Genomic DNA, 14,385 nt, shown 5'->3' with positions numbered 1-14,385 from the left:
GTGCTGTGCTGTCCAGTGTGCTGCCCCGCCTGCGGCCCTACCGCCGCCGGATCGCGGCCTTGCTCGTGCTGCAGTTGTGCCAGACCGTGGCCACCCTGCTGCTGCCCACCTTCAACGCCGAGATCATCGACAACGGCGTGGTCAAGGGCGACGTCGCCTACATCTGGCGCACCGGCGTGGTGATGGTGGCCGTCGCCGTGGTGCAGATCGCCACCGCGATCGCCGCGGCGCTGCTGGGCGCCCGGATCGCCGCCGGCGTCGGCCGTGACCTGCGGTCCGCGGTGTTCCGGCGGGTGCTCGACTTCTCCGCCCGCGAGGTCGGCGGCTTCGGCACGCCCTCGCTGATCACCCGCACGGTCAACGACGTGCAGCAGGTGCAGAACCTGGTGCAGACCACCTTCGACGTGGCGGTGATCGCGCCGATCATGTGCGTCGGCGGGCTGGTGCTGGCGTTCAACCAGGACCTGCCGCTGGGGTTCGTGATGATCGGGCTGATCCTCGCGGTGGCCGTGGCGATCGTGCTGATGCTGGCCAGGATGGGCCCGGTCTACACCGCCATGCAGCGCTGCATCGACCTGATCAACCGGCTGCTGCGCGAGCGCATCACCGGGGTGCGCGTGGTCCGCGCGTTCGTCCGCGACCGCCGCGAGCACGAGCGCTTCGGCAGCGCCAACGAGGAGATGTACCGGCATTCGCTGCGCGTGGGCAGGCTGATGGCGGCGATTCCGGCGGTGGTGATCATCGTGCTGAACGTGTTCACCGTCGGCCTGGTCTGGCTGGCGGGCTGGCGCATCGACGGCGGCACGCTCCAGCTCGGCGAGATGACCGCGCTGCTCGGGTACCTCGGGCTGATCGTGATGTCGGTGGTGATGGTGACGATGGTGTTCACCAGCGCACCACGCGCGATGGTGTCCGCCGGGCGCATCCAGGAGGTCATCGACACCGAGGTGAGCGTGACGCAGCCCGCGCACCCGGTGCCCGCGGCCGGCCGGGGCAGGCTCGAGCTGCGTGACGCCGAATTCGGTTATCCCGGCGCGGAACAGCCGGTGCTGCGCGGGATCAACCTGGTCGCCGAACCCGGCGAGAAGCTGGCCATCGTCGGCGGCACCGGCAGCGGCAAGACCACCCTGCTGAACCTCGCGCTGCGCTTGTTCGACGTCACGCGCGGCGCGGTGCTGGTCAACGGGGTCGATGTGCGTGAGCAGGACGCCGAAGCGCTCACCAGGACCGTCGGTTTTGTGCCGCAGCGGGCGTTCCTGTTCTCCGGCACGGTGGCGAGCAACCTGCGCTACGGGAAACCGGACGCCACCGACGAAGAGCTGTGGCACGCGCTGGATGTGGTGCAGGCGAGGGATTTTGTGGCGAACATGGACGGCGGGCTGGACGCGGTGATCTCCCAGGGCGGCACGAACGTCTCCGGCGGGCAGCGGCAACGGCTCGCCATCGCGCGAACCCTGTTGCGCCGCCCCGAAATCTACCTGCTCGACGACTGCTTCTCCGCGCTCGACCACCGGACGGAAGCGGCGTTGCGGGAGCGCCTGGAACCCGAACTCGACGGCGCGACCGTGTTGCTGGTGACGCAGCGCGCCAGCAGCGTGGCGCGGACCGACCGGGTGGTCGTGCTCGACAAGGGCCTGGTTTCCGCGTGACCGCCCGCCGCCTCGCCGGTCTGCTGCGGCCGCACCGGGTGCTCATCGCCGCCGTGGTGGTGCTCGGCCTGGCCTGGATCGGGCTGAACCTGCTCGGCCCGAAACTGCTCGGGTACGCCACCGACCTCATCTTCGCCGGCCTGGTCAGCAGCGGCTACCCGGCCGGATCGTCCAAAGAGGACGTAATCGGGCAGCTGCGCGCGGACGGCCGGGACACCCTGGCCAACGTGTTCAGCACCACCGACCTGGTGCCCGGCGAGGGCGTCGACTTCGCCGCGCTCGGGGTGGTGCTGCTGGTCCTGCTGGGTGTCTACCTGGTGGCCGCCGGGTTCATGCTGTGGCGCGGGCGGCTGGTGGCGGCCATCGTGCAGCGGGTGGTCCGCGGGCTACGCAAGCAGGTCGACGCGAAGCTGAGCCGGTTGCCGATGAGCCACTTCGACCGCAACTCCGGCGGTGACGTGCTCAGCCGCGCCACCAACGACATCGACAACCTCCAGCAGAGCTTCCAGCTCACCCTCGGCCAGCTGATCAACTCGGTGTTCACCATTCTCGGCGTGCTCGCGGTGATGCTGGTGATCTCGCCGGCGCTGGCGCTGATCCTGCTGCTCAGCGTGCCGGTGGCGGCGGTGATCGCGTGGGTGATCAGCAAGCGCGCGCAGCCGCGGTTCGCCGAGCAGTGGGGCACCACCGGTTCGCTCAACGCGCACATCGAGCAGATCTACACCGGGCACTCGCTGGTCAAGGGCTTCGGCAGGCGTGAGCTGGCCGAGCGGGAGTTCGACGAGCACAACGAGGCGCTCTACCGCGCCGGTTCCCGCGCGCAGTTCATCACCGGCATGATCGAACCGGCCGCGCGGTTCGTCACCGACCTGAACTACGTGCTGGTCGCCGTGGTCGGCGCGCTGCGGGTGGCGAGCGGTTCGCTGTCCATCGGTGACGTGCAGGCGTTCATCCAGTACTCGCAGATGTTCAGCAGGCCGATCGTGGACCTGGCGAACTTCTCCGGTCAGCTGCAGTCGGGGCTCGCCTCGGCCAAGCGGATCTTCGAACTGCTCGACGCCGAGGAGCAGTCCGCCGAGGTCTCGCAGCCGGTGCGCCCCGGCCCCACTCGCGGTCACGTGGTCTTCGACCGGGTCAGTTTCCGTTACCTACCGGGGAAACCGCTGATCGAGGAGCTGTCACTGACCGCGGCGCCGGGCCAGGTGGTGGCGATCGTCGGGCCGACCGGCGCGGGCAAGACCACGCTCGGCAACCTGCTGATGAGGTTCTACGAACTCGACGGCGGCCGCATCCTGCTCGACGGCGAGGACATCGCGCGCATGGACCGCGAGGACCTGCGGTCCCGCATCGGCCTGGTTTCGCAGGACGCCTGGCTTTTTCACGGCACGATCGCGGAGAACATCGCCTACGGCCGCCCGGACGCGACCCGCGCCGAGGTGGTCGCGGCGGCGAAGGCCACCTGCGTGGACCGGTTCGTGCACACCCTGCCCGACGGGTACGACACCGTGCTCGACGACGAGACCTCGACCGTCAGCGCCGGTGAGAAGCAGCTGATCACGCTGGCCAGGGCGTTCCTGATCCGGCCGTCGCTGCTGGTGCTCGACGAGGCGACCAGTTCCATCGACACCAAAACCGAGGCGCTCGTGCAGCACGCGATGCGCTCCCTGCGCGAAGGCCGGACGTGCTTTGTCATCGCGCACCGGCTGTCCACCGTGCGTGACGCGGACCTGATCGTGGTGATGGAAAACGGCCACCTCATCGAGCGCGGCACCCACGCTGAGCTACTGGCCGCCGACGGTACCTACGCCCGCCTGCACGCGGCTTCGTCCGCGACGCCGGTCGACCTGATTTCGTAGCTTCCGGTGTGTGTAGCTCCTACCATGCGTGGGGTTTCCCTTCAGGCCCTGGAGCCATGACCCGTTCGACCGGCTGGGGGAACAGGTCCTCCCAGTTGAAGAGCCGGTGCACTTCGGTCTTTTCGATGTTCACGCCGCCGGACGCTTCCGCGCCCCAGGCCGGGCCGCCGCTGACCGTCCAGTTGTTGTTGCCGTCCAAGCTCACCCCGGCCGAGCCCTCGACGCCGGGGCCCATCGACCCGGAGGCGGTGCCGTTGGCGGAGTAACCGGCCAGGCCCTCGAGGTCGGCTGACGAGGCCTGGACACCGACGCTGGCGTCCGCACCCCCACCGACTGCGGCGCCGCCGCGCATGCTCCGGGTGATGCCGCCGCCTTTGCCGTCGAGCACCGCGCACGTGCCCCCGCCAACGGACGCGCCACCGGACGCACCGACGTTGGCGCACACACCGACCGACCTGGGCCATTTCCCCTGCGAGGGGGGCTCAGCCTGGCGTCGTGCGTCCTCCGCCTTTCGCCGTTCTTCCGAGCCGCGTCCGATCTCGCGAAGCTTGTGGAGGTCGACGGGTGCTCCCGAGCCACCCTTGCCGGCTACGGCCGGACTGCGCCGAGGAGCCGCGGTCGGCTGCTGCTGGGCTTGCTCAGCCTGGCGTCGCGCTTGCTCAGCCTGGCGCTGTGCTTGCTCGGCCTGACGCTGCTCCTGCTCCGCCTCGCGCCGCTGCTCCGAACCACGCCCGATCTCACGAAGCTTGCGCAGGTCGACAGGCGCCCCCGAACCACCCTTCCCGGCCACGGCCGGAGCACGCCCTCGCTCGGCTTTCCGTGCGTCAGCCTCGCGCTCCTCGGCTTTCCGTGCCTCCTCAGCCTTCCGTGTCTCCTCGGCCTTCCGTGTCTCCTCGGCCTTCCGGTCTTCGGCCCTACGCCGCTCCTCGGAACCTTTTCCGAGCTCACGCACCTTCCGAATATCAACGGGTTCCCCAGAACCACCCTTACCACCCACCGCAGGAGCCCGACGCGACTCACCCTGACGCGACCGCTCCCCCGCCTCGCGCTCCTCGGCCTTGCGCGCCTTCTCCTCCTCAGCCTTCCGATCCTCGGCCTTGCGCCGCTCCTCCGACCCCTTCCCCAACTCACGCACCTTGCGAATATCAACGGGTTCCCCAGAACCGCCCTTACTTCCCGCAGCAGGAGCCCGACGCGACTCACCCTGACGCGACCGCTCGCCAGCCTTGCGCTCCTCGGCCTTGCGCTCCTCGGCCTTGCGGGCCTTCTCTTCCTCAGCCTTCCGGTCCTCGGCCTTGCGCCGCTCCTCGGAACCTTTCCCGAGCTCACGCACCTTGCGAATATCAACAGGTTCCCCAGAACCACCCTTACTCCCCGCAGCCGGAGCCCGACGCGATTCACCCTGACGCGACCGCTCGCCAGCCTTGCGCTCCTCGGCCTTGCGCTCCTCGGCCTTGCGGGCCTTCTCTTCCTCAGCCTTCCGGTCCTCGGCCTTGCGCCGCTCCTCGGAACCTTTCCCGAGCTCACGCACCTTGCGAATATCAACAGGTTCCCCAGAACCACCCTTACCCCCCACCGCAGGAGCCCGACGCGACTCACCCTGCCGCGACCGCTCGCCAGCCTTCCGCTCCTCCGCCTTCCTCTCCTCGGCCTTGCGCGCCTTCTCCTCCCCAGCCTTCCGATCCTCAGCCCTACGCCGCTCCTCCGACCCCTTCCCCAACTCACGCACCTTGCGAATATCAACAGGCGCCCCCGAACCACCCTTGCCACCCACAGCAGGAGCCCGACGCGCCCGATCGTCAGACTTGTCCGGGGCCGCCTGCCTCACCTGCCCCTTGTCGTTCTGCTTCGCGGGGGCAGCCTCCGCTTGCTGAGCGGCTGCGAGCACAAAAAACACCGACAAAGCCCCACCCGACAGGCAGTACAACATCGACCTGGCCAGTGGCCGTCCCGCGGTCTCCATCGGACCTCCTTTCCCGACGCCGATGCACCCGGTCGCGCATCCGGCAAACTTCGAGGCTGTTCGAGCCGGGTACAACGGCGATACATTCCGGGTACAGCGCCGGGACCCCGCGCCTTAGCAAATCCCCTAGCGCGATCCGCGCGAAGATGGCGGAGCCTGGGGAACGATCGTGTCGCGACGGCGAGTGGAGGGTTCCAGGGGATGACGGCACTAGGCAGTCCACGTCGTCCCGAACCGCTCCCGCCTTCCCCGGGCCTTCCCCTCTCTCGGACGTCCACTGAGGACAGTGTCGGCCGCCTTCGCAGACCCGCCGTTCCAACGCGCTGACCAGGCAACGGAGCGAACAGGGGAGCCGTAGGGGTTATGCGCAGCGTATCGGTTTCATTACAGTCACTCACGTGGCGAAGTTGGTTAATCACGCCCCACATCCGGTTCGAGTGGAAGAAGTAGGGCCAGCCGCATGAACGAAGCACTCGCAGCGAAGCAGACCTGCCCGTTCCCGATGGCGCGCGACGCCGACCACGTGCTGGACCTGCCGCTGGACTACCGGCGGCTGCGCCGGGAAGAACCGATCGTGCGCGTCACCCTGCCGTCGGGCGAGGTCGCCTGGCTGGTCAGCCGCTACGCCGACGTCAAGCTGGTGCTCTCCGACGAGCGGTTCAGCTCCAAGGTGGCCGCACCGGGCTTCCCCAAGGGCTTCTACTTCCCGGTCGACCCGCAGCCGGGCGCCTTCGTCGCGGTCGACCCGCCGGAGCACACCCGGTACCGCCGGATGATCATGGGGCAGTTCACCAAGAAGCGCGCCGAATCGCTGCGCCCGGAGATCCAGCAGATCGTCGACGAGCACATCGACAAGCTGCTCGCCGGGCCGAAGCCGGTCAACCTGGTCACCACCTTCGCCAGGCCCATTCCCCTGATGGTGGTCTGCGACCTGCTCGGCGTGCCTTACAGTGACCGGCTCGCCTTCGGCCGCTGGATCAACACCCTGGTCGAGGCCAATCCCAGCCCGGCGGCGCGCAACGCGTCGGCCGCGGCGCTGTTCGGTTACATGAACAAGCTGGTCGCGGACAAGGAACGCAAGCCGACCGACGACGTGCTCGGCAGGCTGGCGAGCGAGCAGATCCGCAAAGGCGAGCTGAGCCGCAACGAGGCCGTGGTCATCGGCATGATGCTGCTGTCGGCCGGATACGACACCACGGCGAGTTCGCTGTCACTGAGCGTGCTTTCGCTGCTGCAGAACCCGGACCAGATGAAGCTGCTGCGCGAGGACCCGGACGTCACCGTCAGTGCCGTCGAAGAACTGCTGCGCCACCAGAACGTCATGCAGCACGGGGTGGCGCGCGTGGCGGTCGAGGACGTGGAGCTGGCCGGGCAGACCGTGCGCGCCGGCGAGGGCGTGATCGCGCTGACGTCGTCGGCGGACCGCGACGACGAGATGTACCCCGACGCGGACCGGCTCGACCTGACCCGCGGCGGCAGCAACCCGCTCGCCTTCGGTTACGGCATCCACAGCTGCATCGCGAAATTCCTGGCCAGGGTGGAAATGCAGATCGCGCTGGGCACGCTGGTGCGGCGGATCCCGACCCTCGAGCTGGCGGCGAAGCCGGAGGAACTCGAATTCCGGAACCCGTCGGCAATGGTTTACAGCGTGAACGAGCTGCCCGTCACCTGGTGACCGGCCACGGGCGTTTCGCGCGTTTTCCACGTGTGAAAACGTGACGGCGCGCACAAGCGACTCAAATCCGATCGCATTCTGTCGGTGCCCGCCCATAGCATCGCGACCGTAATCACCGACCGTGAGCTGCCCCGGGGTCCTCCCGGGGCGTCGTGGGGGCCAGCGGGCGGCGATTCCCGGCTTCCGGCCGCGCGCAGGCGCGCGGCCATTCGATCACGCCCGAACGGACCCTGATGACTACCACCCACCCGGGGCACAACGCCGCCCCGGTACCGGAAAACGACAAACTCGACAGCGCGGTGCTCAAGGTCGCCGCGGTCGTGGTGCTCGGCTCGATCATGGCGATCCTCGACACCACGGTGGTCAACGTCGCGCTGCAGGCGCTGACCCTGGAGTTCAAGACCTCGCTGGACACCATCCAGTGGATCGCCACCGGGTACATGCTGGCGCTGGCCACGGTCATCCCGGTCACCGGCTGGGCCTCCGACCGGTTCGGCACCAAGCGGCTCTACCTGCTGGCGATCACCCTGTTCCTGATCGGCTCGATGCTGGCCGGGCTGGCCTGGAACATCGAGTCGCTGATCGCCTTCCGCGTGGTGCAGGGCCTCGGCGGCGGCATGCTGATGCCGGCGGGCATGACGATCCTGACCAAAACCGCCGGCCCGCACCGGGTCGGGCGGGTGATGGCGGTGCTCGGCGTGCCGATGCTGCTCGGCCCGATCGGCGGCCCGATCCTGGGCGGCTGGCTGGTCGATTCGGTGAGCTGGCGGTGGATCTTCTACATCAACGTGCCGATCGGGGTGCTCGCGCTGCTGCTGGCGTGGCGGCTGCTGCCGTCGGACAAGCCGGAGCCCGCCGAGAAGTTCGACTTCCCCGGCATGCTGATGCTTTCGCCGGGGCTGGCCGCGCTGATCTACGGCGTGTCGGACATCCCGGCGGCGGGCGGGGTCACCGCGGTCAGCGTGTGGCTGCCGGGCCTCGGCGGGATCGCGCTGATCGCCGGGTTCGTCGTGCGCGCGCTGCGCGTGCCGAACCCGCTGGTCGACCTGACGTTGTTCCGGAACCGCACGTTCACCGTGGCGATGGTGACGAACACGTTCTTCTGCATCGCCTTCTTCGGCAGCATGCTGCTGCTGCCGACGTACTTCCTGCTGGTGCGCGGGGAATCGGCGCTGGAGGCCGGGCTGCTGCTGGCGCCGCAGGGCATCGGCGCGATGCTGACCATGCCGGTCGCGGGCAGGCTGGCGGACAAGATCGGGCCGGGCAAGGTGGTGCTGCCGGGCATGGTGCTGATCGTGGGCAGCATGGTCATGTTCACCATCGTCGGCGCGACCACGCCTTATTGGCAGCTGCTGTCGGCGTTGTTCGTGATGGGCATGGGCATGGGGTGCACGATGATGCCGATCATGACCGCCGCGCTGCAGACGCTGACGCGGAAGAAGGTCGCGCGAGCCTCGTCGGCGGCGAACATCGTGCAGCAGACCGCCGGCGCCATCGGCTCGGCGGTGATGTCGATCATCCTGGCCGGGCTGCTGGCGGGGAAGTTCGGCGTGCCGACGAACGAGGGTCAGCTGGCCGCCACCGCCGCCCTGATGAACCCGGCTACGCACGACCAGGCCGCCGTACTGGCCGCGGACTCGTTCGGCTCCACGTTCACCTGGGCGCTGGTGCTGATCGCCGTGTGCTTCGTCCCAGCCCTCTTCCTCCCGCGCACACCCCCGGCGCCACCGGCCGCAGACCCCGACTCCCCCGCCGATTCGGACTCGGGTTCGGGCCCAGGCTCAGGCGCAGGTCCGGGTTCGGGGTCGGGTTCGCACCCGCCCGTCATCCTCACCCACTAACCCCCGCGGCCTCACCCAACCAACCCCGCTGCGGCGCCCTTCGGCGCCGAGCCACCTCCTCCGAGACTGGGCGCCATCCCTTTTGGCGCCCAGTCCCGACCACCCAGCTGGCACGCTCATTCGTCGCCAGCCCCCGAATGCGCTGCGCCCGCTGGCACCCAGCCTCCCTCAACCCGCGGACCGCACCCACTTTTTGGCGCCCAGTCCCGGCCATCCCGGCGGGCCCGTTCGCCGCGCCCAGCTCCAGCACCCGCGAACGGACCGCGCCCACTAGTGCCCGGCCGCACCCACCGAAACCGGGCGCCACTCCCTTGGCGCCCAGCCACAGCCACCCCGGCGAGGCCCCTTCACCGCGCCCAGCTCCACCACCCCGAACGAACCGCGCCCACTAGTACCCGGCCGCACCCACCGAAACCGGGCGCCACTCCCTTGGCGCCCAGCCACAGCCACCCCGGCGAGGCCCCTTCACCGCGCCCAGCTCCACCACCCCGAACGAACCGCGCCCACTAGTACCCGGCCGCACCCTCCAAAACCGGGCGCCACTCCCTTGGCGCCCAGCCACAGCCACCCCGGCGAGGCCCGTTCACCGCGCCCAGCTCCAGCACCCCGAACGAACCGCGCCCACTAGTGCCCGGCCGCACCCACCGAAACCGGGCGCCACTCCCTTGGCGCCCAGCCACAGCCACCCCAGCTGCCTGAGCGACACCCTTGGTGCTCCACCTGGACCACCCCGGCCGAGCCGCACGACGTCCCTCGGCATGTAACCAAAGTCCCGCCCGACAAGGCTCGGACGAAGCCCCTTGGCACCCCCACCTCGACCACCCCAGCCGACCCGCACGACATCCCTCAGCATGTAACCAAAGTCCCGCCCGGCAAGGCTCGGACGCGGCCCCCTGGAGCCCCACCTCGGCCACCCACTCGCCGCTGCCGGCGCAGAGGCCTGCGGATGTCCACAATGGATGCTCCGGGCGCAGTGACCCGACACCAAGCTGCCGCGGGTGTCCCTGACCGACCCGTGCAATGAATGTGGCTTTCATAGCGTCTGGCGCAATGAAAGCCACATTCATTGCATCGGGGGTCGGGTGGGCGCCACCGTGCGACGCCCTTCCGCAGGGGAGTCCGAACGTCACGAATGTGGCTTTCGAGACGTTTCGCGTCTCGAATGTGGCTTTCGTGACACGACCCGGGCGAACTCGGGACACGAATGTGGCTTTGGGGGCGGAAAACACCCCGAAAGCCACATTCGTGTCCATCGGTGAGGCGTTCAGGTGCTCGAAGCGCCGCCCGTCACCCTCACTCGGCCGCTGTGCGGGCCTTGCGCTGGTTGGCCTTGAAGCGCGCCTTCTTCTGGCGGTTGCCGCAGGTGTTCATGTCGCACCATCTGCGGGTTCGGCTTTGGCTGGTGTCGAAGAAAGCAGCCTGACAGGTGGGCGAAGCGCACAAGGCCAAGCGTCCGTCTCGCTCCCCGGCGAGGATGCTCACTGCGTCGGCGGCGATTACGCCGAGGGCATCTTCCACGCGCGAGGGCGAGCTCAGTTGCCATCTGAGCGCACCGCCGGGCGTCAGGACGGCGGCGGCCCGGCCGTGCACGCTGCGCTCGTTGATGACCTCGACGGCAGACGCCGGAAGAGCCTCCTGCTGGGCGGCCGCGGTCGCGGCGGCGTGGATCGACTCTCGCAGTTCTCGGGCGAGTTCCCACTGAGTAGCAGTGCACGAGTCCACGGCGAGGCCGTTCACCGCCAGCCAATCGACCAGCCGCTGCGGCGTCGGGATGCGTTCCACGGCGTTGCCACAACGCTCGGTCAACGTCGCCGTGAAGCTGGTGGCCAGCACGCTGCCGAGACGAAACTCCGGGAACTCGGCAGGCATGGAACCACCTTAGCAGGTTGCCCCCAAGCGCAGGCGCTTGATAGAACCGTCTTAGCCGGTTCACCCTACGCCAGGAGGTCCCATGTCCGACGTGCAAGCGTTCCAAGCTCACGCACCCGAAGCCGACCTCGACGACCTCCGCGCTCGACTGGCCGCCGCGCGGCTTCCGGAGGCCGAGACCGAGCCCGGCCGCTGGGACCAGGGCGTCCCGCTCGCCGACCTCACCGAGGTCATCGACTACTGGCGCACCGAATACGACTGGCGGTCCTTCGAAGAGCGCATCAACCGGATCGGCCAGTTCCGCACCACCATCGACGGCCTGTGCATCCACTTCCTGCACCGCCGATCCACCCGCGCGGACGCCACTCCCCTGCTCCTCACGCACGGCTGGCCAGGCAGCATCGCCGAATTCACCGGTCTGGTGGACGAACTGGCCAACCCGGAAGACGCCGACGCGCCGGCGTTCCACGTCGTGGTGCCGTCGCTACCCGGCTTCGGTTACAGCGACAAGCCCGCCACCACCGGATGGGGGACCGAAAAAATCGCCACCGCCTGGGTGGAACTGATGGGCAGGCTCGGTTACCACCGCTTCGCCGCCCACGGCGGTGACTGGGGCGGCAACATCACCACGGTGCTCGGCGGCCGGTTCCCGGCGCACGTCATCGGCATCCACACCCTGTTCGCGGAGGCGCCGCCCGGGTTGCCGACCGACGGGCTGACCACGACCGAGCGCAGGTGGACCGAGGAAACCCGCCACTTCTGGCGCCACCGCGCGGCCTACGCCAAGCAGCAGGCGACCCGGCCGCAGACCATCGGCTACTCGCTCGTCGACTCACCGGTCGGGCTCCTCGCCTGGATCCTCGACAAATTCGCCGAATGGTCGGACACCGAGGACAGCCCGTTCGAGCGGATTTCCCGGGACAGCATTCTTGACGACGTCACCCTGTACTGGCTGACGCGCACCGGCGCGTCGGCCGCCCGCATTTACTACGAAAGCCACAACTCGCTCGACCCCGAACTCCGGGTCGACGTCCCGGCCGCGATCACCATGTATCCCCGCGACATCGAGAAGACCCCGCGGCCGTGGGCCCAGGAACGCTACCGGCAGATCGTCCGGTGGAATTCGCCCGAGGCCGGGGGACATTTCCCGTCGCTGGAGGTGCCCGAGTATTTTGTCGACGACCTGCGGCAAGGACTCGCCGCGGTACTGGCAACCGCGACCCGGTAGCCGGAGGTTCACTCGTTGGGGCACCGCCTATCGCTCACCTGGCCGTTGCCCCGCTCTCCCGCCGGATGCCAGCGTCGGTAGGCGCCCCCGAGCGAGAGAGAGCAGGTGCACCGCATGCAGGCCTTCACCCTGCCCGAGTTCTACATGCCGTACCCGGCCAGGCTGAACCCCCACCTCGAGCGCACCCGCGCGCACAGCATGCAGTGGGCCAAGGACATGGGCATGCTCGACGCCCCCACCCCCGACGGCGGCCTGGTCTGGGACGAGCCCGCGCTCGCGAAGATGGACTACGCGCTCATGTGCGCCTACACCCATCCCGACTGCGACGGCCCCGCCCTCGACCTCATCACCGACTGGTACGTCTGGGTTTTCTTCTTCGACGACCACTTCCTCGAAGAGTTCAAGTACTCGCGCGACCTCACCGGCGCCAAGGCCCACCTCGACCACCTCGAACTGTTCATGACCGACGACCCACCCGAACCGGTGAACCCCGCCGAGACCGGCCTCAAGGACCTCTGGGCCCGCACCATTCCCGCCATGTCCGCGGACTGGCGCCGCCGGTTCACCACCAGCACGCACAACCTGATGGTCGAGTCGATGTGGGAACTCGACAACATCAACCGCGGGCGCATCGCCAACCCGATCGAGTACGTGCAGATGCGCCGGCGGGTCGGCGGGGCGCCGTGGTCGGCGAACCTGGTCGAGTACGTCGCGGCCGAGGTGCCGGGCCCGCTCGCCGCCACCCGGCCGCTGGAGGTGCTGCGCGACACCTTCTCCGACGCCGTCCACCTCCGCAACGACCTGTTCTCCTACCAGCGCGAGGTCCAGGAAGAGGGCGAGAACTCCAACGCCGTCCTGGTCTTCGAAAAGTTCTTCGACTGCTCCACCCAGGACGCGGCGAACCTGGTCAACGAACTGCTCACCTCACGCCTGCAGCAGTTCGAGAACACCGCGCTCACCGAGGTCCCCGACCTCCTCGCCGCCACCGGCGCGCCACCGCACGAAGCGGCCGCCGTCGCCGCGTACGTCAAGGCGTTGCAGGACTGGCAGTCCGGCGGCCACGAGTGGCACGCGCGCTCCAGCCGCTACATGAACGAGGGCGCCGCGCTCAGCAGGCCGACCGGGCTGGGCACCTCGCTCGCCTTCGCCCCCGGCGCCCGGACCTGGACGCGCCAGCACGCCCACCAGCCGGTGCGCCAGGTCGGCCCGCTGCCGGTGCCCGAGCTGCACATGCCCTTCCCCGTGCACACCAGCCCGCACCTGCCCGGCGCCCGCGAGCACACCGTCGAGTGGGCGCGGGAGATGGGCATGCTCGACGGCGAAGGCGTCTGGGACGAGCGCCGCCTGCGCGGCATCGACCTGGCCCACTGCGCCGCGATGATCCACGCCGACGCCACCCCCGAGCAGCTCGACCTCTCCGCCGACTGGCTCACCTGGGGCACCTACGGCGACGACTACTTCCCGCTCGTCTTCGGCACCCGCCGCGACCCGGCCGCCGCGCGTGCCTGCCACGCACGCCTCGCGTTGTTCACGCCCGAGCCCGGAAATCCCATGCCCGCCCCGGAAAACGCCGTCGAACGCGGGCTCGCCGACCTCTGGCGGCGGACCACCGCCACCATGCCCGAAGCACGACGGCGGCAGTTCCGCGAGGCCATCGAGGAGATGACCGCGAGCTGGGTGTGGGAAGTGGACAACCAGGCGCGGAACCGGATCCCGGACCCGATCGACTACGTGGAGATGCGGCGGAAGACCTTCGGCTCGGACATGACCGTGAGCCTGGCGAAACTGGCGCGGCCCGTGGACATCCCCGCCGCGGTCCACCACCACCGCACGCTGCACGAACTGGAAACCGCCGCGCAGGACTACGCCGCCTTCGCGAACGACCTGTTCTCCTACCAGAAGGAGATCGAGTTCGAGGGCGAGGTGCACAACCTCGTGCTGGTGGTGGAGAACTTCCTCGGCGTGGACCGGTTCCAGGCCGCCGAGGTGGTGGCGAAGCTGATGAAGGCACGCATGGAGGAGTTCGAGCACATCGCCGGCAGCGAGCTGGCGGTGATGTTCGACGAGCTGGAGCTGTCCGACGAGGTGCGCCGCGCGTTGCTCTCGCACGCCGAGCACCTCAAGGACTGGATGTCCGGCATTCTCGAATGGCACCGCCGGTGCGTGCGCTACACCGAACCGGAACTGGAGCGCGTGCGGCAGAGCCTGGCACCGCCGGTCGACTTCTCGTTCCCGCCCACCGGTCTTGGCACCTCCGCGGCCAGGATCCGGGACGCGGTGGCGAGCAGGTGAGCCGGGTCGCGC

General features: G+C 69.1%; 8 protein-coding genes. 6 read left to right on the top strand and 2 right to left on the bottom strand.

Annotated elements, in window-relative coordinates; translation table 11 throughout:
* Positions 1–5: 5 nt before the first annotated feature.
* Positions 6–1,649 carry an ABC transporter ATP-binding protein gene (locus tag A4R43_RS44315; RefSeq protein ID WP_113696674.1) on the top strand — a complete coding sequence of 548 codons (1,644 nt, stop codon included), beginning with the start codon at positions 6–8 and terminating at the stop codon, positions 1,647–1,649.
* Positions 1,646–3,505 (top strand): ABC transporter ATP-binding protein, encoded by a 1,860-nt coding sequence (locus tag A4R43_RS38960; RefSeq protein WP_236808526.1) that lies wholly within the window; start codon positions 1,646–1,648, stop codon positions 3,503–3,505. Before A4R43_RS44315 ends, A4R43_RS38960 begins: the two co-directional genes overlap by 4 nt.
* Positions 3,506–3,524: 19 nt before the next feature.
* Here A4R43_RS38960 and A4R43_RS43060 read toward each other — a convergent pair whose 3' ends face one another.
* Complete coding sequence (locus A4R43_RS43060) at positions 3,525–5,036, bottom strand: hypothetical protein (RefSeq protein ID WP_162788751.1); 1,512 nt, start codon at positions 5,034–5,036, stop codon at positions 3,525–3,527.
* Between the two features lie 892 nt (positions 5,037–5,928).
* Here A4R43_RS43060 and A4R43_RS38950 point away from each other — a divergent pair.
* A complete protein-coding gene (locus A4R43_RS38950) occupies positions 5,929–7,143 on the top strand; it encodes a cytochrome P450 (RefSeq protein WP_113696672.1) in 1,215 nt (404 codons plus the stop codon).
* A 233-nt stretch (positions 7,144–7,376) separates the two neighbouring features.
* Entirely contained in the window at positions 7,377–8,984 is a 1,608-nt protein-coding gene (locus A4R43_RS38945; protein WP_113696671.1) for a DHA2 family efflux MFS transporter permease subunit, read from the top strand.
* Between the two features lie 1,293 nt (positions 8,985–10,277).
* Here A4R43_RS38945 and A4R43_RS38940 read toward each other — a convergent pair.
* Positions 10,278–10,853, bottom strand: a complete 576-nt coding sequence (locus tag A4R43_RS38940) for a CGNR zinc finger domain-containing protein (protein ID WP_113696670.1) — start codon at positions 10,851–10,853, stop codon at positions 10,278–10,280.
* Between the two features lie 82 nt (positions 10,854–10,935).
* Between A4R43_RS38940 and A4R43_RS38935 the strand changes: the two genes are divergently transcribed.
* Both A4R43_RS38935 and A4R43_RS38930 read left to right on the top strand, forming a co-directional pair.
* A complete protein-coding gene (locus A4R43_RS38935; RefSeq protein ID WP_113696669.1) occupies positions 10,936–12,081 on the top strand; it encodes an epoxide hydrolase family protein in 1,146 nt (381 codons plus the stop codon).
* Positions 12,082–12,195: 114 nt separating this feature from the next.
* A complete protein-coding gene (locus tag A4R43_RS38930; RefSeq protein ID WP_113696668.1) occupies positions 12,196–14,373 on the top strand; it encodes a terpene synthase family protein in 2,178 nt (725 codons plus the stop codon).
* Positions 14,374–14,385 lie beyond the last annotated feature (12 nt).

The organism is Amycolatopsis albispora (assembly GCF_003312875.1).
GTDB classification, from domain to species: Bacteria; Actinomycetota; Actinomycetes; order Mycobacteriales; family Pseudonocardiaceae; genus Amycolatopsis; species Amycolatopsis albispora.
The sequence above is the reverse complement of the archived record's forward strand: the minus strand, read 5'-3'. Positions and strand labels throughout refer to the sequence as shown.